We start from the raw sequence: 23,757 nt of genomic DNA, 5'->3' as shown, positions 1-23,757 counted from the left end.
TCGTCGTCGTCCGGGGACGGGGCCGGCCGGCTCGCGGCGGGGCGGTTCCTCGCGGCGCCGAGGCCGACCCGGGCTCGGACGCCGTCCCCGCGGCGCTGCCTGGCCTCGGTGGCCAGCTGGCGCATCGCGACCACCCAGGCGGGCTCACGATCGTCTACGGCGCCCTCCCCCCGCGGTCTCGACGGATGCGGCACCGACGCTAGGGAGCACCGGCCGGGTGCCACATCCGTACGATGACCGCTCCCGCCGGCCGGTGGCGGGATCAGTCCCCGACCGGACCCAGGACGTCGCGGAGCTGGGCCCGGCTGGTGATCCCCACCTTCGGGTAGATGCGGTAGAGGTGCGCCCCGATCGTCCGGTGCGAGAGGTAGACCCGGTCGGCGATCCCCTTGTTGGTCAGACCGCTGGCGGCCAGGCGGGCGATCTGTAGTTCCTGCGGCGTGAGCACCTGGGCCGGGTCGATCCTGGCCGAGGGCATGCTGCGGCTGGGGACCACCCCCGCCGCGCGCAGCTCCGCGGCCGCCAGCTCCGCCCAGGGCGCCGCGCCCTCGGTGTCGAACACGTGCAGCGCCTCCGCGAGGTGGCCACGAGCCGCCACCACCTGACCGTGCCGGCGGAGCCACTCGCCCCACGCCAGCCGGCTGCGGGCGAGTTCCAGCGGCGAGCCCGCCCGCTGGCCGGTCTCGACCGCGGCCTCGAAGCGCTCCGCAGCCTCCGCGCCGGGAGCCAGGAGCGCACGGCTGCGGTGCACCAGGGCCTGGAGGTGCGTCGAGCGCAGCGCCGCGGCCACGCGCTCGGCCTCGGCGACGACCGGTTCGATCGTGGAGGCGGCACCGGAACGGACGGCGGCCTCGGTCAGGTCCCCCAAGGCCAGCAGCGCGGTGCTGGGGTGGACCGACACGTCGCGCAGCGCCGGCAGCGCCTCCTCGTACCGGCGGCGACCGGAAGCTCCCAGCCCGGCCGCCCAGGCGACCAGCGCGCGGACCAGCGCCGAGGGCTGCTCGCCCGAGAGCTCTAGGGCGCGGGCGCGGGCGCGGGCCGCTGCCTCGTCCGCGCCCGACCAGGCATGCCCCCGCGCGGCGGCGGCCGCCGCGAGGCCGGCCAGGACCGGCAGGTCGAGTTCCCCGGCCAGCTGTTCTCCGTGCGCCGAGTCGGCGAGCCCTTCGGCGAGTCGGCCGCTCGCCAGCCGCAGAGCACCGCGCCCGGTGAAGACCTGCGCCTCGTCGCTGAGCACACCCGTGCCGCCGCGGAAGAACATGGCGCCGAGGTCCCACAGGCTGGACGCCGCCGCGAAGTCCTGGATCGCCTCGGCCATGCGCGCGGCCGCGAGCACCAGTTCGCTGCTGCCGGGGTGGTTCTCGGTGCGGTCGGTGTAGGCGTAGTCGGAGACGAAGCCGGTGAGTCCGGGCAGCGCCGCACGGGCGCGGGCCGCGTGGGCGGCGGGGTCCACGAGGGCCAGCCCGATGGCGACCATGGGGTCCCGACCTCCCGGGTCGACCGCGCTCAGGGCGTCGGCGAGCCGGTTTCTCGCCGGCTCGTCCACCCCCTGGATCCAAGCCAACGCCGCGGCCCCGACCAGCACCTGCGCTCGCTGCCTCGGGTGCTCGTCGCCCCTGCTGCCCGCCAGCCCCTCCGCCAGCGCGACAGCTTCCCCGGCCGTGCGGACGGGCGTGCCCGCCGTGACGCCGAGCATGACCTCGGTGGAGGCGACCGTGGCGACGACGTCCGCGCCGGTCGCGAGGGGCAGCGCCTCCTCCAGCAGCTGGACGGCGTCGCACGCCCGGCCGCCCTGGCGGGCGGCGACGGCCGCCGCGATCAGCCGACGCGCCCGGGCCTCGGTCTCCGCCGAGAGCGCCGCGGCGCGGCGCAGCGTGACGACGGCGTCGGGCCGTGCCCCCCGCTGCAGGGACTGCCGAGCCGCCGCCTCCAGCTCGGCGGCGATCGTCTCGTCCGGCGCGAAGGCGAGCGCCGCGCGGTGCCAGGCCGCGGCGCCCGGGTCCGGCGTCGCCGCCGCCAGCGCTGCGTGGGCCGCCGCGCGGTCGGACCAGGTTGCCGCTCCACGGACGGCCGAGCGGAGCAGCGGATGGCGGAAGCGCACGCGGTCCCCTACCAGGGTGACAGCGCCGGCCTCCTCGGCCGGTGCCAGGTCCTCGGGCGTCAGGTCGAGCAGGCGCCCGGCGGCGATGAGCTCGGGCAGCGTCTCGACGTCCGCGACCGCGGCGAGGAGCACGAACCGACGGCTGGCCTCGGGCAGGGCGTCGACCCCGGCGAGGAGGGCCCGCTCGAGGCGTGCGGTGGTCGGCAGCGGGCCCGCCGGGGCCGGACCGCCGTCCCGGGCGCTCACGGCGGCGGCGAACTCGCGCACGGCCAGAGGGTTCCCGGCGGCCTCCGCGAGGATCTGCCGCCGGTCGTGCTCGCCGAGCCGGTGCGGGAGACCGTCCAGCAACAGGGCGGCCTCCTCCTCGTCGAGGGGGCCCAGGTGCAGCCGCGCGATCTGGGTGGAGGGCAGCGGGGTGGGGTCGCCGGACCCGGCGCGAACCGTCGCCACCATCAGGATCGGGGCGTTGCTGAGCCGGCGGGCGACGAACTCGAGGGCCTCGGCGCTGGACCTGTCCAGCCACTGCAGGTCCTCCACCACCACGAGCAGCCGCTGCCGGTGCGCGACCTCCTCCAGCAGCCCCAGGACGGCGAGGTGGATGAGCAGTCGGTCCGCGGGTCCGTCGGACTCCCCGAAGGCGGAGCGCAGGGCGGCCCGCTGGCGCGCCGGCAGTGCCGCGGCGTCGTCGAGCACCGGGCGGAGCAGTTCGTGCAGGCCGGCGAACCCGGCCGTCGCCTCGCTCTGCACCCCGGTGCAGCGCAGCTCGCGGAAGCCGGCGTGGCGGGCCTGCGCCGACAGCGCCGCCACGAGGGTGGTCTTGCCGATACCGGCCTCGCCCGAGACGACGGCGGCCCGGCCTCCGGCGGCCACCGAGTCCAGCATCGCCGTCAGCACGGCCAGCTGCTCGGTCCGTCCGATCACGATCCGCTCACCCCCGTGCACTCCCGGGCCTGCACATGCGATCTACGCACGCCGTGCCGTGGGCCGGCAATGCCGGTCTCCGCCCTCCTCCGCTCACGCGGTGTGGACCGCCCAGGCCGCAGAGGGCTCCGCCCGTGCCATTCCCGCCGCGGCCCCGTCGCGGCCGCGGCCTCCTCCGCGACGGTAGGGCAGGCCGGAGCCGGTCGTCAGGGTGCTATCACGAGCTCCGTGATGAGGTCGCCGTCCAGGACGAAGCGGTAGCGGAGGTCGACGACGCCACCGGGGAAGTCGCCCTCCAGGTGCTTGGTGGCGACCCAGTGCCCGTCGTCGGCGCGCTCCGCCCCGACGAGGGTGGTCGTGTACGTGAACTCGGCTCCGGCCCTGGACAGGAAGCCGCGGATCTCCTCCGTCCCACGGTAGGTCGTGCCGTCGTCGACGACCACGGCGGTGGGCGTGAAGGCGCGCAGCGCGCTGTCCACGTCGCGGGCGTCGTGCGCGGCGAGGTAACCGCGGATCGTGGCCGGGAGCTGATCGGGCTGGGTGCGGTTCGGATTGGCCATGCACCGACGGTGCGGTCTCCCGGCGCGGGATGGTCAAGACTCGAAGTCTCCCCGGGGGAGAGGGTGCACGCGTGCCAGCTGTACCGCCCGGACAGGTTGGTCGGCAGGTCACGGTGGGTGGCTTCCGATCGCGGTGTGGGGTCGCGGCGTTCTCGTCCCACGCCCGCTCCAGCAGCGACTCGGCGCTGACCCCCCGCCCCGCGGATGAGGGTCCTGCTCCGGTGGCCGTCGGCGACGATCCGCCGGGCGATGTCGTCCCCAGAGGTGACGTGCGGCGGCGATCAGGCGCCTCGGCGGCGAGCTGCCGGGCCGCGACCACGCGGGCCGGCTCGCGGGCGGGCGGCACCCGATCAGCCGCCGCTGGCGTCGGGTGCTGGCGCGGGGCACTCGCCGCCGCGCTCGACGGTGAGCTCGAAGTGCCACATCTCGTTGGCGTACGTCTGGCAGAGGCCGTAGTCCGCCCCGTGCTGAGCCAGCCAGCTCATCGCGTCCGTCGGGCCGATGTCGACCGCCCGGCCCGAAACGTGCTCGGACTCATCCGGGCCCAGGACGTACGCCCTGGCCGCCTCCGGGCTGCCGTACCGGGCGACCGCCGCCTCGAAGAGCGACTGCTGGTGGGCAGCGCTGCGCCATCCACTGGACACGTGGAGGTCCACCCCGTCGGCGGCCGCGTCCCGGGCGGCGTCCTGGAGGGCCGTGCGCAGCTCGCTGTCCAGGCCGGTGATGGCCGGGACGTCGGCGAACGGGGAGAGCTCCTCACCCTCGGGGACCAGCCCGTCGGCGACGGTCGGGGCTCCCCCGCCCGGTGCCGGCGCGTCGGCGGACCCGTCCGGTGCGGCTGCCGAGCACCCGGTGGTCCATGCCACGAGCATGGCAACGCAGACCAGCGCAGCGCGCGGCCCGCACCGTCGCCGTCGCCGCGCACGTCGCGACCGGGCCGCCAGGTGCACCCGGACGAGCGCGATGCCGAGCACCGTGCCGACTGCGTTGGCGGCGACGTCGACCACGTCGGGGATGCGTCCGGGCAGTGCGACCTGCGCCAGCTCGATGAGCGCCGACGCCGCAGCCCCGAGGGCCAGCGGCAGCAGCGGCCCCCGGCGCCGGAGGACCCATGCGGCGAGCGCACCCACCGGGACGAACAGCAGCACGTTCGCCAGCACCTCGACCGGGCGCCGGGGAACGGAGTCCAGCCAGGGCGCGAACAGTGCCTCGACGCCGGCCAGCACGGTCCGGCGGGCACCAGCGACGGCCTCGGCCGGACCGAGCGTGATGCCCGCGACGGCGAGCACCACGGCGGCGGCCACGAGCACCAGCAAGCCTGGATGGCGCCCCCTCGGTCGGCCCGGAACCGGGGCCCGGGGCGTCGCGCCCGCTTCGCCGGCAGGTGGACGGTGGTGGCTGGTCGTCATGGTCGTACTCCTCTCCGCCGGGCTGGCCGGCGCGGGCTCGGTGCGGGTGGACGGACCCCAGTGCAGTCGGCCGGTTGTTGCCACGACGTCTTCGATTCGGCATACGCCCGCGATATGCGCGCGGCAGCTGTCGCCGACGTGTCGATGCCTGCGAACGCGCGCGCAACCGGTCTCGGTCATCGAGCGCCGGCGGGAGACAGGTCCGCGCCGTGCCCTGGGCGCCACCCGGCAGCACGTCACGGCCCGGTTCCTCGGCGGGGCGCTGCTGCCGGCGCCGGGCGGGGACCTCCGGGCCCGGGACCGGCAGCGCGGTGACCGCCCGGTGGGGGCTTGGCCAACGGGCGGGTCCCCGTCGTACCGCTCGGCATCGCGGTAGTGCCCTCGTTGCGTCACGGAAGTGGCGGTCCGCCCACCGGGGGCGAGCCGACCGGGGACCGCCGCCCGCGCGCCCGCGGACCGCGCCAGTGGCGCTGCAGGGCGAGCACGCGGACGACGAAGATCGCGGCGGCGACCCCCGCGCCCAGCGCCGGGCCGTCGGCGTCGAACGTCGAGGCGACGCCGACGACGAGCGCCCCGACCACCGCCGGCACCGCGTAGAGCTCGGAGTCCGCCCGGAACAGCGCCGGGGTCTCACGGGAGAGGACGTCGCGGAGCACGCCGCCGCCCACGGCGGTCGTGACCCCGAGCAGGGCGGCCGCCACGGGCGCGAGGCCGTGGTCGAGCGCCTTCTCGGTCCCCGCGACGCAGAAGAGCCCCAGGCCCGCCGCGTCGAAGACGAGCAGCGGCCTGCTCAGCCGCGCGAGCCAGGGGTGGGCGACGGAGGTGACCGCAGCCGCCGCCAGGGCCACGACCAGGTACTGCCACCTGCTGAACGCCGGAGGCGGCGTGTCGCCGAGCACGAGGTCCCGGACGATCCCGCCGCCCAGTGCGGTGACCACCGCCAGGATCGCGATGCCCACGACGTCGTAGTCGCGGCCGATCGCCATCAGGGCGCCGGAGACCGCGAAGGCGAAGACGCCGATCAGGTCGAGGATCTGCATGTCGTCACCGACCTCCTGGCGGCTGGGTGGCGCCGGCGCCGACCGTCCCGAGCCCGCTCCGTCAGCTGGACCCCGGAGCGGTCGGGACGGTCGTGGTCCGGCGTCTCAGCCGGCCGTCGCGCGGGCGGCCTCGACGATCAGGTCGGCGACCGCACCGGGCCGGGACACGGCGACGGCGTGGGAGGCGTCGACCTCGACCGTCGTGGACCGCGCGCGCTGCGCCATGAAGAGCTGCGCCTCGGCCGGGACCGCGAGGTCCTGCCGGGTGATCAGGGTCCAGGACGGGATCGTCCGCCAGGCCGCCGCCGTTGCCTTCTCCTCGAGCGCCTCGCTGGTGATGGGCCGCTGCGTCGCGATCATCAGCTCGGCCACCTCCGGGGGGACGTCCGCGGCGAACACCTGGCGGAACTTGTCCGGCTGGATGTACAGGTCGGTCACCGTGCCGCCGCGCCCGTCGGGGACGGGGACGGAGTCCAGCGCCGAGCCCAGCTCGTTGCCGGGGAACTTCCCGGCCAGCTCCCCGGTGCTCTCCCCTTCCTCCAGCAGGAAGCTGCCCACGTAGACGAGCGCCCGGACGCCGGGGTGCCCGGCGGCAGCCACGCTCATCACCGAGCCGCCGTAGGAGTGGCCGGCCACCACGATCGGGCCGCGCACCTGGTCGAGGATGCTGCGCAGCTGGTCGGCGTCGTCGCGCAGGCCTCGGAGCGGGTTGGCCGCGGCGATGACCGGATAGCCGTCGCTCCTGAGCTGCTCGATCACCCCGTTCCAGCTCGCGGACTCCGCGAAGGCGCCGTGCACGAGCACCACGGTGGGCTTCTCCTGGGCCGGCCGGTGCTCGTCGGTGTCGATGGTCATCGTCGTTCCTCTCGATCCGCAGCGACCGGAACGGCCCGGGGTGGCCGCCTCAGCGCTGATGCATCGACCGTAGGAAGCGGTGCCCCCTCGTCGCGTACGTCAGATGACCGTCGCACCGACGGTGGACCGGACCGATCGCGGCCCGCAGCACCCGGCCGGCGCTGGGCCGCGGCCTCGCACACGTGGTGCAGGAGGGCGGACTTGCCGATCCCGGGTGCCCCACGGACGAGGACGGCGGCGCCGCGGTGCCGCACGTCGCGGAGCAGCCGATCGAGCGCCTCGATCTCCACGTCCCGGCCCACCAGGCCGGCCGTCGTCATGTCCGCGCCCATCAGCGTCCACCACCGTCCGGCTGCCGTGCGATCACCTCGACGACGGCAGGTCGTTGCGCGTGGGGGCATTCGGGTAGAGGTCGGATCCGGAAATCTCCGGCTCGGATGTGGGGGCGCCCGCGGCCGCACATCCGGTGGGTCACCGCCCCGTCTCGTCCCGCCCGACGGGGTGCCGCCGTCGGGCGGCCCGGATGCGGGCGGCCGAGTGGAGGCGGTCGTCGCCGTTGCGGAGCTGCCGTCGCTCCGCGGCCAGCTGGCGGACTGCGATGAGCGAGGCCGGCTCCCTGCTCTGCGAGGTCGTGGTCGGGTCGTCCCGGTCCGAGGTCATGTCGGGAACGCTCGCCGCGCGCCGGGGCACGCACATCCGTCAGATGACCGATCGTCGGCCTGCGCACCCGGCCCGCGAGGCGAGGGCGGCCCCAGCACACGCCTTCGCCGTGGCTGGTCCAGCCGCGCGCTCGTCACCGGCGGCCGCGTCGAGAGCCCGCGTCGGGATCGCGACGAGGCCACGGCCCAGCCGGCCGACCGAGAACCGCACAGAGCCCGGTCACATGACGGATGCGGAGCCGGCCCGCCCCCGAGGAGCGTCGACTCCCTCACCACGTCCGACGGAGCCATCCCCTCCGCGGACCCCGACGGAGACGGAGAGGCCCCGCCATGGGCACGACCACCACCGACGACGACATCGAGACATGCTACGGGGACCGGGGCGCCGAGGCGTGACTGCCCGGACCCGGTCGTCACGGCGCGATGACGAGTTCGGCGATGCGGTCGCCGTCCATCGTGAAGCGGTAGCCGAGATCGACGACGCCACCCGGGAAGTCGCCCTCCAGGTGGTTGACGGCGATCCAGTGCGCGCTGTCGACGCGCTGCGCACCGACGAGCGCGGTGGTGTACGTGAACTCGGCTCCGGCCCTGGAGAGGAAGCGCTGGATCTCCTCGGTCCCGCGGTAGGTCGTGCCGTCGTCGACGACCACCGCGGTGGGCGTGAAGGCGCGCAGCGCGGCATCCGCGTCGTGGGCCTCGTGCGCAGCAAGGTAGCCGCGGATCGGAGCGGGGAGCTGGTCGGGCCGGATGCTGGTCGTCTCGGTCATGCCTCGACCGTGCGGCCTCCCGGCACGGGCGGGTCCAGCGCTGGACTCTCCCCCCGGGAGAGGGCGCAGAGTGCACCCGTGCTGGCGATCGGCGAGTTCTCCCGGCTGACCCACCTGAGCGTGCGCACCCTGCGCCGGTACCACGACGCAGGCCTGCTGGAGCCGGCGACGGTGGACCCCGCGAGCGGCTACCGGTACTACACCGCGGACCAGATCCCGACCGCACAGGTCATCCACCGCCTGCGCGAGCTCGACGTCCCCCTGACCGACGTCCAGCGGATCCTGCTCTCCCCCGATCCGCGCACCCGCGCCCGCTTGATCGCCGACCACCTGGAGCGACTCGAGTCCGAGCTCGACCGGACCCGGGCCGCGGTGGCGTCGCTGCGCCGGCTGCTGCGTCCGGCGCCGGCCCCGCTGCAGGTGGAGTTGCGCTCGGTCGCGGCCACGACGGTGGCCGCCGTGGAGGACGAGGTGGCGCACGACGAGGTCCTCGCCTGGTACGCCGGGGCCATGGCCGAGCTGGACGCAGCGGTCGAGGGGCCGACCGGTGCCCCGGGCACCCTGAGCGACAACGCCCTGTTCGAGAGCGGCCGCGGCCACGTGCTCGTGTACCTGCCGACCCCTCACCCCCCGCACCGGGGCCGGGTGCACCCGGTAACCCTGCCGGCCGTCGAGCTCGCCGTGACCACCCACGTCGGCCCGCACGACGACATCGACGTCACCTACGGCGAACTGGGCGCCTGGGTGGTGGCCAACGCTCTGGCGGTGGCCGGGCCGGTGCGGGAGAGCTACCTGGTCGGCCCGCGCGACACGGCCGACCCGTCCGCGTGGCAGACGGAGATCGGCTGGCCGGTCTTCCGCGTGGCGCCGCGCTGATGGTCGCTGCCCATCCCTGATCCACGTTCCACGAGAGGCCTGCCCCATGCCGGGCATCCGGACACCAGACCAGCGGCTCCGCGTCTTCGTGAGCTCGACCCTGGGCGAGCTGGCGGCCGAGCGCCGAGCCGTCTCCCGCGCCATCGCCGCGCTGCGGCTCACCTCCGTGATGTTCGAGGCGGGCGCGCACGCGCGCCCGCCCGGCGAGGTGTACCGGGCCTACCTGGCGCAGAGCGACGTCTTCCTCGGCATCTACTGGGAGCGGTACGGCCAGCTCGTCCCGGGCCTGGACGTCTCCGGTCTGGAGGAGGAGTTCGAGCTCTCCCGTGGGATGCCGCGGCTGCTGTACCTGAAGGCACCCGCTCCCGACCGCGATCCGCGCCTGGCACAGCTGGTCCGCCGGATCCAGCAGGAGGCGACCTACCGTCCGTTCCGGACCCCCGCCGAACTGGGCCGGCTGGTCCGTGACGACCTCGCCCAGCTGCTGAGCGAGCGGTTCACCGCCGCGGCGACGTCACCGGCTGCTCCGGTGCCGCCGGCCACGCGGTCAGGAGGCGCCGTCCCCCGGTCCCTCCTGACCCCCGACCCCCTCCCGGTCAGCACGACGTCGCTCGTCGGCCGGCAGCAGGCCGTCGAGGAGGTCGCGGACCTGCTCTCCCGTCCCGGCCGACGGTGGGTCACCCTCACCGGCCCGGGCGGGATCGGCAAGACCCGCCTGGCGCTGGCCACCGCCGAGCAGCTGCGCGACCGGTTCGACGCCGGCACCGTCTTCGTCCCGCTCGCCGAGCTGACCGACCCAGCCGCCGTCGTGGGGCGCATCGGCTGGGCCCTGGGCGCCGATCTCGCCGGCGCGACGTCGCCGGTGCCCGCCCTGGCCGACCTCCTCGGGGGCGACCGGTGGCTGCTCGTCCTCGACAACCTCGAGCGCCTGGTCGCAGCCGGCCCGGAGCTGGCCGAGCTGCTGACCCGGTGCCCCGGCCTCGCGGTGCTCGCGACCAGCCGGACCGTGCTGGGGGTGCAGGCCGAGCAGGCGTACCCGGTTCCCCCGCTGCCGGTCCCGGAGACGGCGGACCTGCCGGACGTGGCGGAGAACCCGGCGGTGCGGCTGTTCCTGGAGCGCGCCCGGGCGGTTCGCCCGGACTTCGAGCTGACCGCGGAAGGCGCCCCGGCCGTCGTGGAGATCTGCCGCCGCCTGGAGGGCCTGCCGCTGGCCATCGAACTGGCCGCCGCCCGCGTGCAGCTCCTCGACCCGGTCACCGTGCTGAGCCGGCTCTCCCGTTCCCTCGACACGCTGGGCACGGGCACGGCCGATCTCCCGGAGCGGCAGCGGACCCTCCGCGCAGCGGTGGAGTGGAGCATCGGCATGCTCGACGATGCCGAGCGGTCCCTGCTCGAGGTGCTGGCGGTCTTCGCCGACGGCTGGACCCTCGCGGCCGCCGCCCGCGTCGCCGACCTCGACGAGGACCGGGCGCTGGACCTGACCGAGAGCCTGGCCCGCCACAGTCTCATCCACGTGGCCGCGAGGCCCACGGGGCCGCGACCCCGGATGCTGCACCCCGTGCGCGCCTTCGTCGCCGAACGGCTGGCGGCGCGTCCCGACGTCGACGAGGTGCGTCGCCGCCACGCCGAGCACTACCGGGAGCTCGCCGAGAGCGCCGATCGGCCGCTGCGCGGCTTCCGCCAGCGGGCGTGCGCCGAGATCCTCGTCCGGGAGAGCGACAACATCGTGACCGCGGTGCGCTGGCACCTGGCCCACCATCCGGCACCGCTCCCCCGCCTGTTCCGGGAGCTGTCGCCGTTCCGGGTCCTCTGGCCGTTCCTGGGCCTCGGGGACATGATCATCGGTGAGGCGCGCTCCTGGGTGGCCGAGCTGCTGCCGACCGAGGACGCCCTGCCGGCAGTGTCGCGCGCGGAGCTGCTGAGCACGGCCCTGCTCTCCGCCCTGGAGGTCGGAGACACGTCGGCCGTCCGGGCGACCAGCGAGCGGCTGGCCACGCTGCTCGGCGAGCTCGAGGACCCGTACCTGTCCGCCGTGTCGCCCCTGCTCCTCTCCTGGGCCGCGACGCTCGTCCGCGACCTGGACGGCGCCCGGCGGGGGTTGCGCACCGCCCTCGACCGGCTGCGCGCTCTCGACGAGCCGATGTGGACAGGGTTGGCGCTCGTGACCGCCGGATCCGTGGAGGCCGCCCTCGGCGATGCCGACGGCGCCCAGGAGCTCGTCGCCGAGGCGCACGACCTGGCGGGTCGCTTCGACACCCCGTGGCTGGCTGCCGTCTCGCGGGTGGTCCTGGCCGGGCTCGCGACGGGCCGGGGCCACCTCGAGGAGGCCCGCGCCCTTCTGTCCGACGCGCTCGACCTCAGCGTGTCCGGGCAGAGCACGCACTGCCTCTGCCTGGCGCTTGCGGGTGCTTCCGCGTTGTCCCTCGCCGACGGGGACACCGAGCGGGCCGGGCTGCTCGCCGGTGCGACCGACGGCCTGCGCCGTCGGGCAGGGCTGCGGGTGTACGCGTCGATGCGCGGGGACGGCGACCTGGCGGACGCCGTGCGCGCGGCAGCCGGATCTGCGCGGTTCGACGAGCTGTTCGCCGCGGGCGGCCGACTGGCCCTGGCGGAGGTGCTGGACCTCGCCCGCGACTACCTGCGTCCGGGCGGGTGACGCTCAGCCAACGAGTCGGAGCCGTTGGTGGATGTAGCACGTCGCCCCTCGGAACAGGACCACTGGTTCGCGCCAGCGCCGAACGTACCGAGCGCGCACGTCCTGGGCGCCCTGCCTCGTCCTGTGCGGTGGTCACCGCTGGTCAGGACGTAGCCGTGTGACGGAGCTGGGAGAGCCCCAGCGGCATCCCCTCGCTCCAAGGGCCGTACGCGTGTCCGCCAGCACCCAGCGGCGCCCGAGGACGAAGCGCCCCGCTCGCCAGACCTCCAGGTCGAGTGGTCGGCTGAGCTGCTGCGCGAGCCAGGTGACGGCCCGCGTCGCTGCCTCCGCATCCGTCATGGTGGCGCCGGACACGACGAGCGCCTCTTCGTCGCGCTCGTCGAAGTCGTCCCACACGTGAGAACACCCCCAGTAGCCACCCAGGAGCTGGCCGCCCCACCGCACGTAGACGTGGTTGTTGATGACCGGGACCTCGCCGTCGGGGACGTCGGGGACGTCGACGGCGAGCAAGGGGCCGATGGGCTCAGCCATCCCCCAGGTGTCGACCGGTCGGACGAGCTGGTCGAGCTGAGAAGGGGCGACGCGCCTGGCTTGCTCGAGGAACGGCGTCGTCGACTCGCTGGGAAACCACTCACCGCCGTTCTGAGAGGCGCTCATGGCAGCAGTCTGACGGCCGAAACCCGAACCCATCCCATGTCGGGATCGCAGCGCAGGCATGGGCGACCGCCTCGTGCATCACGTCGCAGCCACCCAGCGGCACCGACCGATTTGGTCGATTTTCGACCGAGTCGGTTGATTCGCCGACCGACTCGGTCGAGAATCCTCCCATGAGTGTTCGCCCGTCCCGAGCCCAGATCGACACCCAGATCGTCGACCGCGCCGCAGGACTGGTCGCCCGACACGGGGTCGCCGGGACCTCCCTGCAGGCCATCGCCCTGGCCGTCGGCTACTCCAAGGCCGGGTTGCTGCACCACTTCCCGAGCAAGGAAGCGCTGATCGATGCGGTCCTCGCCACCGCCGACGCGCGGACCCGCGAGGCGCTCGACGTCGTCGGGGACATGCCACTGGGGGCCGAGCGTGACCGGCGGGCGGTGGAGGTGCTGGTCGACATGGCCATGGAGAGCCCCGGCATCGTGAGCCTCGGCCTCAGTGGCATCGCGAGCCAGGTCAACGACCTCCCGGCCACCGCACCGGAGAGCCCCCCGCCGACCACGTTGTCGATCTTCGGCATCGACAGCGTGCCGGAGGACCGGGAGCGCCTGGCGCGGGTCATGACGGCGCTCGGCGGCCTCCTGGTGGCCACGCTCGCCGCCCAAGAACTCGACGAGGCAGCCACCTGGCGTGCTCACGTCATCGACGCCACCTACGACGCGCTCGGTCACCGCAGCCCTGGCGCCCCTACTCCCTCTGCGCTCGACCAGACGGAGGCCTGACCGGCATGGCTCTTCTGTTGTCCCGTCTCGGCGGGTTCCTTCACCGTCGTCGGCTCGCGGTGCTCGGGGTCTGGCTGGTGGTGCTGGTCGGCGGCGGTGCCGCCGCCGCCGCCGTCTCCGGGGAAACGACCAACACCTTCTCGATCCCCGGCCAGGAGTCGACAGTTGCCCAGGAGAAGGTCCGCGAGAGCTTCGGGGCGGCGGCCGACCGCGCCACCGCTCGTGTGGTCATCGCAGCCCCGCAGGGCGAGACCCTCACCACAGCGGAGAACACCGCCGCGCTGCAGGAGCTGACCGCCGAGCTCAGGCGGCTACCGGGGGTCGCCGCGGCCGGCGATCCTCTGGACGAGGCCGTACCGGCGATGAGCGCGGACGGGACTATCGCCTTCAGCACGGTGACCTATGAGGTCCCGGAGGGCCAGATCACCGCTGAGCAGCTGGACCCCCTGCTCGAGGCCATCGACGACGCCCGTGCCTCCGGGCTCGCCGTCGAGATCGACGGAGAGGAGTTCACCGAGGAATCACAGGGCGGTGGCATCGGGGAGCTGGTGGGTGCCCTGGCCGCCCTGGTCGTCCTGACCATCACCTACGGCTCCCTCGCCCTGGCTGGCATGAACCTGCTCACCGCCGGCGTCGGCGTCGGCGCTGCCCTGGTGGGCCTGGCGATCGTCAGCGGGTTCCTCGAGTTGACCTCCACCACGTCGGGCCTGGCGACCATGCTCGGCCTGGCCGTGGGCATCGACTACGCGTTGCTCGTCATCAGCCGGTATCGCCAGGAGCTACGACGCGGCCTCGAGCCCGGTGCGGCGATCGCTACCGCCGTGGGCACCGCCGGGTCGGCGGTGGTCACCGCCGCCTGCACCGTGGTGAGCGCGCTCCTCGGCCTGTCCGTGGTGGGCATCCCGTTCCTGACCGAGATGGGCGTCGCAGGAGCCGGAACCGTGGCCATCGCCGCCCTGGTCGCCCTCACCCTCGTGCCCGCCGTGCTCGGGTTCTTCGGCTGGCGTGCCCTGCCCAGGAGGCAGCGGCAGGCCGCGCAGGCAACCGACGGCCGGCCGGTCCCGGACCGCGGGCGGGGTTTCCTGGCCGGCTGGGTCGGCACGGTCACCCGGCACCGGGTCGCCTCGCTGCTGCTGGCGGTGGCTGCCCTCGGCGCAGTCGCGATCCCGCTGCCCTCGCTGCAGACGACGCTGCTGGAGCGACCGGCGGAGAACAGCACCCAGGCCCGCGCCGACCAGTTGCTCGCCGAGGGGTTCGGCGAAGGCTTCAACGGCCCGCTGACCATCCTGTTCGAAGGCGACGACGCTGCCGGCGCCGCCACCCGGGCCGGCAGCAGCATCGCCGGGCTCGACGACGTGGCCGGTGTCTCCACGCCGGTACCGAACGCCGACGGCACCGCCGCCCTGCTCACCGTCATCTCCGAGTCCAGCCCGACCAGCCAGGCCACCGAGCAGCTCGTCGCCGACCTGCGCGACGAGCTGGACGGGCTGGCCGACGCGCAGGCCTACGTCACCGGCGCAACGGCGGTCAGCGTCGACGTCGCCGACGCCCTCGACGCCGCCCTGCCTGTCTACCTGGCGTTGGCGGTGGGCCTCGACCTCCTGCTGCTCGTCCTGGTGTTCCGCTCGCTGCTGGTCCCGCTGGTCGGCGTGCTGGGTTTCGTGCTCACCGTCGGCGCCTCGCTGGGGGCCTCGGTCGCGGTGTTCCTGTGGGGCTGGTTCGCCGGCATCCTCGGCACGCCCGGCCCCGGTCCGCTGATGAGCCTCGTTCCGATCATGGCGATCGGCATCCTGTTCGGGCTGGCGATGGACTACCAGATCTTCCTCGTCTCCCGAATGCACGAGGCGCACAGCCGCGGGGCCCGGGCGGTCGACGCGATCAGGACCGGGTTCCGGCAAGCGGCCCCGGTCGTGGTGGCCGCCGCTCTCATCATGTTCGCGGTCTTCGCCGGCTTCTTCACCGACATCGACGCGACCATCAAGCAGCTCGCTTTCACCCTGGCGGTCGGCATCGCCGTCGACGCCTTCGCGGTCCGGATGGTGCTGGTGCCGGCCGCCCTGGCGGCGCTGGGCGAGCTGGCCTGGTGGCTGCCGAGCTGGCTGCGCTGGCTGCCCCGGCTGGACGTCGAGGGGAGCGCGCTGGAGAGGGCTGCCCTGCCGGGGCAAGAGGAGCCACGGCAGGTAGCCCTCGGAAGCGGCTGATCGAGCGGTGCCGGCCCGACGCCCGAGCGAGGATCTCGCCCCTGGCGCACTCCACTGCTCCTGTGTCACGTGGACGAAGATCTGGCGTGCGGTGCGCTCACCGCATCCTCCGGGTCGGAGGCGGCGAGATCTCGTGGTCGGACTTCCGCTGGGAGGACGGCCTCCGAGACCTTAGGCCGGTGGACCACCGCTCGACCAAGCGATCACGTTCGACCGCAGCCGGCTCGAGGCCGCCTTCGTCGATCGACGTCCGCCTGCACGGCGATCAGGACGGGCCGCCACGACCAGCAGCCACACGGCGTTCTGCGGAACGGCACTCTGGCCAGCCAGTTCTTCCCGAGCGCATGACGCAGCTACTGGTTGACGGCCCCGGGGCGCCCTGCCAAGTTCGGCGCCACTCGCCGGGTCGTACCGGCGGCCGTGGTCATCGACTCGCTAGGGGAAAAGATGAAACGTCTCGCGTGTGCAGCGGTCACCGCCGGTCTGGCGACCACGACGCTGATGATCAGTCCCGCCGCTGCCGCTCCGCCGGGCACGGCGCCGGTTCCGGTGGCGCGGCACCTGGACAACCCCCGACAGCTGGACATGACGGAGAACGGGATCCTCGTCATCGCGGAGTCCGGAACCGGGGGCGACGACTGTGCCGTCGTGGACGGGGACGAGGTGTGCGTCGGCACCACCGGGGCGGTCAGCATCGTGCGGCATCCGGGCAAGGCCGTCGGGGTCACCGCGGAGCGTGTGGTGACCGGGCTGCTGTCCGAGGCCGGTCCGTCCGGGATCGCCGCGACCGGTAACGACGCAGCGAGCGCGCGCTCCCTCGGTCAGATCTACATCGCCAAGGACGTCGACGTCCCGGACGGCATCACCGGGCTGCCGGAGGAGCAGGAGGGCAAGCTGCTGCGCGCGACGGCGGGCCGGCCGGCCTCGGTCGTCGCCGACATCCGTGCCTTCGAGGCGGCGCACGACCCGGACGGCCAGGGGGTCGAGTCGAACCCGTACGCGGTGCTCGACATCGGCGACCGGGTGCTGGTGGCCGACGCCGCCGGCAACGACATCCTCGCCGTGGACAGGCGCGGCAGGATCAGCGTGTTCGCCGTCCTGCCCACCATCACCGGTGGCGCCTGTGACACCCGGCCCAACCAGGACGGCAGCTTCTCCTGCGACCCGGTTCCGACATCGCTCACCTTCAGCCGGGACGGGGACATCATCGTGGGGGGCCTCGGGTCGCTGGTTCCGGAGGCCGGCCGGGTCTGGGAGCTGGACCGGCGCACCGGGTCGATCCAGCAGACCTGGACCGGCTTCACCGGCGTCACCGGTGCCGCACAGGACCCGGCAGGCAACCTGTACGTCAGCGAGCTGCGCGGCGGCGATGCCGGGACCGGCCAGGTGGTCCTGGTGCCGAGGAACGGCGCACGGGCCACGCTGCCCGCGCCTTCGCCGGCGGGCGTGGTCGCCGACCGGCTCGGGAACGTGTTCGTGGCGGTGAACTCGCTCTCCCCCGGCACGGGAACCGGTGCCCCGGACAGCGACGGGCAGGTCTGGCGGCTGACCAAGCGGTCGTTCTAGCGAACCCGGCCGGAGACGTCGATCCAGGCGTGTGACGGCACGGATCGACTGATCCTGTTCGGTGAGGACCTCCGGACGTGGACCGGAGCCGGCGACGGCATCCACCCACGACCGGAGGTCCTCGTGTCCCACGCCACCGACCGAGACGCGGCTGGGCGCTCGTCGACGTCGTCGGCCCGGACCGGCACGGCCACCTGCTCGCGGCCCTCTGCCTCGCCGATCGGCCCCCCTCGTCCGCAGGCCGGCACGCCAGCCCACGAGCGAGCACGGCGGTTGCGTCGGTGACCGCCCCCTCCCCCCGGCCCGGTCCGGCTGCGATGCTGGTGCCGACGGCCCGGCCGGTGTACCTGTCGCCCCGACGGGTAAGCGCGCCGGACGAGGGTGGCGCATGAGGACGGCGGCCGCCCGCCGCACCTCACGAGTGGACCTGATGAACGGCAACGCCACACACCGATTCAGCAACACCGCGATCCTCACCGTGCAGACGGTGGACGCGACCCAGATCGTCACGTCGGCCGAGTTCGACGAACGGCTGGGTGACACCTACCGGCGCGTCGGGCTGCGCCCCGGGCTGTTGCAGCGGCTCGCGGGCATCGAGGAGCGCCGCTGGTGGGCCGACGGGGTGTCGTTCGTCGACGGCGCCGCCACCGCGGGCGCCAAGGCGATCAGCGAGAGCGGGGTCGACCCCGCGCACATCGGCTTGATGGTCAACACGTCGGTCAGCCGCAAGCACCTCGAGCCGTCGACGGCCGTCGCCGTGCACGACGCCCTCGGGCTGCCGAGCTCCTGCCAGAACTTCGACGTCACCAACGCCTGCCTGGGCTTCATCAACGGCATGGAGCTGGCCGCGGCGATGATCGACGTCGGGATGGTCGAGTACGCGCTCGTCGTCAACGGCGAGGACGCGCGACCCGTGCAGGAGCGCACCATCGACCTGCTCAACCGGCCGGACACCGTGGCCAAGGACGTGATGGGCCACTTCGCGACCCTCACCCTCGGCTCCGGCGCCGTGGCCATGGTGCTCGGCCGGGCCGACCGGCACCCCGAGGGCCACCGGCTCGTCGGTTCGGTGAGCCGGGCCGGGACCGAGCACCACCAGCTGTGCACCGGCGACAACGACGGCATGCAGACCGACCTCAAGGGCCTCCTCGCCGCCGGCCTCGAACTCTCCGGTGAGCTGTGGGCGGACGCGGCGGACGAGTTCGACTGGGCCCGGGGCATGGACCGCTACGTCATCCACCAGGTCTCCAAGGTGCACACCGGGGCCCTGTGCGACCGGTTCGGCATCGACCGGGCACGGGTGCCCACGACCTTCCCCACCCGCGGCAACCTGGGCCCCGCGTCGGTGCCGTTCACGCTGGCGGGGCAGGCCGACACCCTGGCCGACGGCGACCGCGTGCTGCTGATGGGGATCGGCTCGGGCCTGAACGCCTGCTGCCTGGAGATCGCCTGGTGACAGCCGGTGCGACGGTCCAGCTGCCGGGCCTGGACCCGTCCTGGTCGCGGTGGGTCGCCGTTCCCGGTGCGGACGGCGAGAAGCACCTGTGGCACGTGCTCGACAACGGTGTGCCCGACCCGGTCGGCACCCTGCTCTGCGTGCACGGCAACCCCACCTGGTCCTACCTCTGGCGCCGGATGGTCGCCGCCGCTCCGCCGGGGTGGCGAGTCGTGGCCCCCGACCAGCTGGGCATGGGCTGGTCCGAGCGGCCGGCCGCGCCGCGGACCCTGACCCAGCGGGTGGCCGATCTCGGGGACCTCACCGCCGCGCTGGGCGTCACCGGCCCGGTCGTCACGGTGGCCCACGACTGGGGCGGCATCATCTCCCTCGGCTGGGCGCTCGAGCACCGGCAGGACGTGCGCGGCGTGGTCCTCACCAACACCGCCGTCGCCATGCCGGAGGGCGACCTGGGGCCCGCGCTGATCCGGCTGGCGCACGCGCCGGGCCTGCGCGCCGCCGTCACCGTCGGCAGCTCGGTGTTCGTCCGCGGGGCGACGGCGCTGTCGTGGCCGCCGCTGCCCCGGGAGATCCGCCGGGCCTACGCGCAGCCCTACCCGACGGCCGCGCGGCGCCGGGCCGTGGGCGAGTTCGTCGCCGACATCCCCTTCCGGCCGGGCCACCCCTCCCGTGCGGCGCAGGAGGCGATCGCCGTGGGCATCCGCACCCTCGACGTCCCCGCGCTCCTCCTGTGGGGTCCTCGTGACCCGGTCTTCGGCGAGAAGTACCTGGCCGACCTGCGCGAGCGCCTGCCCCGGGCGGCGGTGCACCGCTACGAGGGCGCCTCCCACCTCCTCCCCGAGGACGCGCCCCAGTACGCCGAGGCGGTGGCCACCTGGGTGACCGACACCTTCGCCGCACCGGACACCGCGGCCGTGGGCAGCCGCGGCACGGCGGTGGAGCCGGCCCGGCCCTGGGCGGCCCTGGCCGCCCGCGCCGAGGACGACTCCCCGGCCGTCGTGGAGACCGGCGGGGACTCGGTCACCTGGGCGGAGCTGGCCCGCCGGGTCGCCGACCTCGCCGCCGGGCTGGCGGCGGCCGGTGTCCGTCCAGGAGATCGGGTGGCGCTCCTGCTGGAACCGTCGGCGGACCTGACGGCAGCGGTCTACGCCACCTGGCACGCGGGCGCCGTCATCGTGGTCGCCGACAAGGGACTCGGCTTCCGGGGCATGCGCCGCGCGCTCCGGGGAGCGGCGCCGGACCACGTCCTGGGCGGCCCCGCCGGCCTGGCGGCCGCCAGGGCGATGGGGCTGGCCGGGACGCGCATCGTCGCGGGGCGGACGACGGCCCGGCTGCGCCGGGCCCTCGGCGCCGAGCGCGACCTGGCCTCGCTGGAGGCCCTCGGCCGGTCGTCGGCCGCGCCCGAGGAGGTCCCGGCGGACTCGGACTGCGCGGTCGTCTTCACCTCCGGGGCCACCGGCCCCGCCAAGGGTGTGGTCTACACGCAGCGCCAGGTCGGCGCCCAGCTGGAGCTGGTCAGGACCGCCTACCGCCTCACGCCGGGCGACTCGCTGGTGGCCGCGTTCGCCCCCTTCTCGATCCTCGGACCGGGGCTCGGGATCGCGTCGTCCGTGCCCGACATCGACGTCACGGCGCCCGGCACGCTGACCGCCGCGAAGCTGGCCGACGCGGCGGCCGCCGTGGACGCCACGGTGGTCTTCGCCGCACCGGCCGCCCTGCGCCGCGTCGCCGACACCACCGAACAGCTCACCGCGGAGCAGCGCTCGGCGCTGAGCCGGGTCCGGCTGCTCATGTCGGCCGGCGCACCCGTGCCGACCCCGCTGCTGCACTCCCTCCGGGAGACGTTCCCGCGGGCCGAGGCGCACACGCCGTACGGCATGACCGAGGCGCTCCCGGTCACCGACGTCTCCCTGGACGACGTCGAGGCCGCCGGGCCGGGGAACGGCGTCTGCGTCGGCCGCCCGGTGCCCGGTGTCGAGATCCGCGTCAGCCCGCTCTCCCCGCTGGGCGCGGCCGACGGCCCGCTCACCGAGGCGCCCCACGTTCCCGGCGAGGTCTGCGTGCGCGCCCCCCACGTGAAGGACCGCTACGACGCGCTGTGGGCCACCGAGCGATCCGCCGCCCGCGATCCCGGATGGCACCGCACCGGGGACGTCGGGCACCTGGACGGCGCGGGACGGCTCTGGATCGAGGGTCGGCTGGCGCACGTGATCAGCACCGCGGAGGGGCCGCTGACCCCGGTCGGCCCGGAGCAGCGGATCGAGCGGCTGGACGCCGTCTCCGCCGCGGCGGTCGTCGGCGTCGGCCCGGCAGGCGCGCAGGTGGCCGTCGCCGTCGTCGTGCCCAGCGCCGCCCCCGGGCGACGGCGCTCCCGCCTCCGGGTGGCAGCCGGTGCCGAGCGGCTGACCGTGGCGTCGGTCGAGCTCGCCGACCGGGTCCGGAACGCGGCCGGGACGGACCTCGCCGCCGTGCTCGAGACGAAGGCGCTGCCGGTCGACATCCGGCACCAGTCGAAGGTCGACCGGGCGGCACTGGCGCGCCGGGCGACCCGGGTCCTCTCCGGCTCGCCGGTGCGATGGGCGACCCGGAGCGGCGGAACCTCGTGAAGGTGCTGGTCACCGGCGCGAGCGGGATGCTCGGCCGGGTCACGGCCCAGCGCCTGATCGCGCGGGGCGACGAGGTGACGGTCTTCCAGCGCCGTCCCTCGGGCCTGCCCTGCGCCGAGGTGCTCGGGGACATCGCCGACCCCTCCGTGGTGGCACGGGCGGCCGCGGGGCAGGACGCCGTCGTCCACCTCGCCGCGAAGGTGGACGTGACCGGGACCTGGGAGGAGTACGCCCGGGCCAACGTCGAGGGCACGCGGAACGTCGTCGCCGCCTGCTCCGCCGCGGGCGTCCAGCGGCTGGTGCACGTCTCCTCCCCCTCGGTCTCGCACGCCGGGGCACCCCTGTTCGGGGCCGGGGCAGGGCCGGCCGACCCGGCCCGGGCGCGTGGCGCCTACTCGAGGTCCAAGGCGCTGGCCGAGCAGGTTGCGCTCGGCGCGGACTCGGCTGCCCTCGCGGTGCTGGTCCTCCGCCCGCACCTGGTGTGGGGCCCGGGCGACGAGCAGCTCGTGGCGCGGATCGTCGCCCGGGCCGGCAGCGGCCGCCTCCCGCTCATCGGTTCCGGCGCGGCCCTGATCGACACCACGTACGTCGACGACGCCGCTGCCGCCCTCGTGGCAGGGGTCGACGCGTGCGGGCCCGTCCACGGAGAGGCGCTGGTGGTCTCCAACGGTGAGCCCCGCACGGTGGCCGAGATCCTGCGACGGCTGTGCTCGGCAGCCGGCGTGCCCGGACCCCGGGGTCGGGTGCCGGCGCACGCCGCCTGGCTGGCCGGCGCCGCGGTGGAGAGGACCTGGTCAGCGCTCGGCCGCCGGTCGACCCCTCCCCTGACCCGGTTCCTCACCGAGCAGCTGACGACGGCGCACTGGTTCGACCAGCGGCGGACCCGGACCGCGCTCGGCTGGCGGCCGGAGGTCGGCCTCGACGAGGGCTTCGCCCGGCTGGCCGCCTGGTACGGCGATCGGCACACGGCTCCGGACGACGCAGTCCTACCCGCCTGACGCCGGACGCTCCGGCCGTCAACCGTCCGGGGAACGCGCCTCCTCCTGGGCCGGGGTCCGCCGTCCGAACCACAGGATGCCCGTCCCCAGCGACAGGACCAGCAGGACCGACATGGCGATCAGCAGCGGCACCGGCCCGAACTGGGCGATCAGCGGGAGCGACGCCGCGGTGACCAGTCCGCCGCCGAAGAAGGGCTCGAAGGCCAGCTGCTTGTAACCGAAGGCCTCCATCGCCGGGGTGGCGGCGTTGGGGTCGGCGACCCGGATCAGGATCAGGCCGGTGGCCGTGACGCCGAGGGACTGCCCCAGGTCGCCGATACCGCGCTCGAACCAGAAGCGCGGGATCATCCGGCGCGCCAGGAAGACGAAGGCGCCCACGTTCCACGAGAGGCCGGCGACGGCGAGGAGGAGGAACGTCACCCAGTTGTCCGCGATCGCCTGGATGGACAGCGTGGCGAGGGCGCTGATGATCAGCAGGTCGAGGGCGATCCCCTGGATGCGCAGCATCATCCGCCGGTCGACGATGCCGGTCCGGTCGAACCGGTCGACGAACTTCTGCACCAGCACCCCGCCGATCATCGCCAGCGGGAACAGCGGCACGAACTCGAAGAGCTCGACGGTGTCGGCCCACAGCGCCGCCTCGAGAGCCTGGAGCGCCTCGAGCAGGCCGAGGCCGATGAGGATCGCCACGGCGACGATCGCGAAGTGGATGGCCAGCGGCTCGACCGAGGCGGTGCGCACCGTCATCAGCGCGGCGGGCGGCTGCTCCTCCCGCTCGTAGAGCCCGCGCTGCTCGGCCAGCGACGTCTTCGCGTCGCCCTCCAGCACCTGGGCGCGGCCGGTGTGCACCCCCCAGTTGATCAGCGCGATGCCGACGACGACGCCGGAGACGACGCCCACCGTGGCCAGGCCCAGCGCCAGGTCCTGCGCCTCCGGGAAGCCCAGGTCGGCGAAGGTGGTGCCCAGGCCTGCGGCCGTGCCGTGGCCGCCCTCGAACCCCACCTCGATGAGCGCGCCGACCATGGGGTCCTGGCCGAGGAACGGCACGAGCAGCAGGACGGCCAGCAGCAACCCGATCACGTACTGGCCCGACGCCATGGTGACGCCGAGGGCCAGCTGCGGCCCGGCGAGCTCGGCGGCCTCCTTCACCTTGGGGATCCGCTCGCCGAGGAACAGGGTCGCGAAGACGACCGAGATCAGCAGGCCCGGCAGCGACGCCCAGACCTCGAGGAACTCGGCCGGCCACAGTCCGCCGCTCAGCGGCGCGTCCTCCCCGCCGATCGCCTCGGCCACCGAGCCGACCACCTCGGGGCCGATGAGCAGGGCGAGGAACCCGCCGATGATCGAGCTGGGGAGGAAGAGCTTCTGGGCGATGCGTGACCGGATCCGGACGAGTTTGGCGACCAGGAGCAGGACGCCCAGCACCAGCAGGCTGAGTCCGATGACGTCAGGGGACACGCTGCCTCCGTCAGGTCAGGCCGTCCCGGGGACCGGTCGCGCCGGCCGGTCCCCGCCGGGTGCCGTCCACCATGGCGGCTCCGGTATCCGGCGACAACCGGTTCCGGCGCACCGGCTGCGGCCTGTGCCCGGGCGTCGTCGAGGATCAGGTCGACGTCGATCGCCGCGGCGGCGGCCGTCCGCTGCGCCGCCGCGGCC

General features: G+C 74.6%; 18 protein-coding genes. 8 read left to right on the top strand and 10 right to left on the bottom strand.

The genetic code is table 11. From position 1 onward, the window contains the following. Positions 1-262: 262 nt before the first annotated feature. The 8 genes from ACI8AG_RS01170 to ACI8AG_RS01135 all read right to left on the bottom strand — a co-directional run bounded on the left by ACI8AG_RS01170 (position 263) and on the right by ACI8AG_RS01135 (position 8,309). Positions 263-3,019 (bottom strand): helix-turn-helix transcriptional regulator, encoded by a 2,757-nt coding sequence (locus ACI8AG_RS01170; RefSeq protein WP_456595596.1) that lies wholly within the window; start codon positions 3,017-3,019, stop codon positions 263-265. Between the two features lie 206 nt (positions 3,020-3,225). Beyond that, on the bottom strand, positions 3,226-3,579 hold the full coding sequence (locus ACI8AG_RS01165) for a nuclear transport factor 2 family protein (protein ID WP_456595595.1): 354 nt from the start codon (positions 3,577-3,579) through the stop codon (positions 3,226-3,228). A 350-nt stretch (positions 3,580-3,929) separates the two neighbouring features. After that, positions 3,930-4,889, bottom strand: a complete 960-nt coding sequence (locus tag ACI8AG_RS01160) for a VanZ family protein (protein WP_456595726.1) — start codon at positions 4,887-4,889, stop codon at positions 3,930-3,932. 488 nt (positions 4,890-5,377) lie between these two features. Continuing rightward, on the bottom strand, positions 5,378-6,028 hold the full coding sequence (locus tag ACI8AG_RS01155; RefSeq protein ID WP_456595594.1) for a trimeric intracellular cation channel family protein: 651 nt from the start codon (positions 6,026-6,028) through the stop codon (positions 5,378-5,380). A 105-nt stretch (positions 6,029-6,133) separates the two neighbouring features. Next, positions 6,134-6,883 (bottom strand): alpha/beta fold hydrolase, encoded by a 750-nt coding sequence (locus tag ACI8AG_RS01150; RefSeq protein WP_456595593.1) that lies wholly within the window; start codon positions 6,881-6,883, stop codon positions 6,134-6,136. Next, complete coding sequence (locus ACI8AG_RS01145; protein ID WP_456595725.1) at positions 6,880-7,203, bottom strand: ATP-binding protein; 324 nt, start codon at positions 7,201-7,203, stop codon at positions 6,880-6,882. Before ACI8AG_RS01145 ends, ACI8AG_RS01150 begins: the two co-directional genes overlap by 4 nt. A 151-nt stretch (positions 7,204-7,354) precedes the next feature. Next, a complete protein-coding gene (locus ACI8AG_RS01140) occupies positions 7,355-7,543 on the bottom strand; it encodes a hypothetical protein (RefSeq protein ID WP_456595592.1) in 189 nt (62 codons plus the stop codon). 412 nt (positions 7,544-7,955) lie between these two features. Further along, positions 7,956-8,309, bottom strand: a complete 354-nt coding sequence (locus tag ACI8AG_RS01135; RefSeq protein WP_456595591.1) for a nuclear transport factor 2 family protein — start codon at positions 8,307-8,309, stop codon at positions 7,956-7,958. 78 nt (positions 8,310-8,387) lie between these two features. Between ACI8AG_RS01135 and ACI8AG_RS01130 the strand changes: the two genes are divergently transcribed. Then, positions 8,388-9,185 carry a MerR family transcriptional regulator gene (locus tag ACI8AG_RS01130; protein ID WP_456595590.1) on the top strand — a complete coding sequence of 266 codons (798 nt, stop codon included), beginning with the start codon at positions 8,388-8,390 and terminating at the stop codon, positions 9,183-9,185. Positions 9,186-9,273: 88 nt separating this feature from the next. Further along, positions 9,274-11,841, top strand: coding sequence for an ATP-binding protein (locus tag ACI8AG_RS01125; protein WP_456595589.1), 2,568 nt, complete (start codon positions 9,274-9,276; stop codon positions 11,839-11,841). A gap of 132 nt (positions 11,842-11,973) precedes the next feature. Here the strand turns inward: ACI8AG_RS01125 and ACI8AG_RS01120 are convergent, their stop codons facing one another. Beyond that, positions 11,974-12,498: a hypothetical protein gene (locus ACI8AG_RS01120; RefSeq protein WP_456595588.1), complete on the bottom strand. Its 525-nt coding sequence runs from the start codon at positions 12,496-12,498 to the stop codon at positions 11,974-11,976. Between the two features lie 170 nt (positions 12,499-12,668). Here ACI8AG_RS01120 and ACI8AG_RS01115 point away from each other — a divergent pair, with 170 nt between their 5' ends. From ACI8AG_RS01115 to ACI8AG_RS01090, 6 genes are all read left to right on the top strand, one after another. Next, positions 12,669-13,274: a TetR/AcrR family transcriptional regulator gene (locus ACI8AG_RS01115; RefSeq protein ID WP_456595587.1), complete on the top strand. Its 606-nt coding sequence runs from the start codon at positions 12,669-12,671 to the stop codon at positions 13,272-13,274. A 5-nt stretch (positions 13,275-13,279) separates the two neighbouring features. Then, positions 13,280-15,475 carry an MMPL family transporter gene (locus ACI8AG_RS01110; protein WP_456595586.1) on the top strand — a complete coding sequence of 732 codons (2,196 nt, stop codon included), beginning with the start codon at positions 13,280-13,282 and terminating at the stop codon, positions 15,473-15,475. A 447-nt stretch (positions 15,476-15,922) separates the two neighbouring features. Further along, a complete protein-coding gene (locus ACI8AG_RS01105; RefSeq protein ID WP_456595585.1) occupies positions 15,923-17,041 on the top strand; it encodes a ScyD/ScyE family protein in 1,119 nt (372 codons plus the stop codon). Between the two features lie 388 nt (positions 17,042-17,429). Continuing rightward, positions 17,430-18,497 carry a 3-oxoacyl-ACP synthase III gene (locus ACI8AG_RS01100; protein ID WP_456595584.1) on the top strand — a complete coding sequence of 356 codons (1,068 nt, stop codon included), beginning with the start codon at positions 17,430-17,432 and terminating at the stop codon, positions 18,495-18,497. Then, the gene (locus tag ACI8AG_RS01095; protein WP_456595583.1) at positions 18,494-21,103 is read left to right on the top strand and encodes an alpha/beta fold hydrolase; all 2,610 of its coding nucleotides are present in this window, start codon (positions 18,494-18,496) and stop codon (positions 21,101-21,103) included. The genes ACI8AG_RS01100 and ACI8AG_RS01095 overlap by 4 nt, the downstream gene beginning before the upstream one ends. Further along, positions 21,073-22,101 carry an NAD-dependent epimerase/dehydratase family protein gene (locus ACI8AG_RS01090; protein ID WP_456595582.1) on the top strand — a complete coding sequence of 343 codons (1,029 nt, stop codon included), beginning with the start codon at positions 21,073-21,075 and terminating at the stop codon, positions 22,099-22,101. Before ACI8AG_RS01095 ends, ACI8AG_RS01090 begins: the two co-directional genes overlap by 31 nt. Positions 22,102-22,119: 18 nt before the next feature. On the opposite strand, the gene ACI8AG_RS01085 is transcribed toward ACI8AG_RS01090, so the two are convergent. Further along, positions 22,120-23,559: a sodium/glutamate symporter gene (locus tag ACI8AG_RS01085; RefSeq protein ID WP_456595581.1), complete on the bottom strand. Its 1,440-nt coding sequence runs from the start codon at positions 23,557-23,559 to the stop codon at positions 22,120-22,122. Positions 23,560-23,757 lie beyond the last annotated feature (198 nt).

This window comes from Blastococcus sp. SYSU DS0552, from assembly GCF_054050815.1.
The sequence above is the reverse complement of the archived record's forward strand: the minus strand, read 5'-3'. Positions and strand labels throughout refer to the sequence as shown.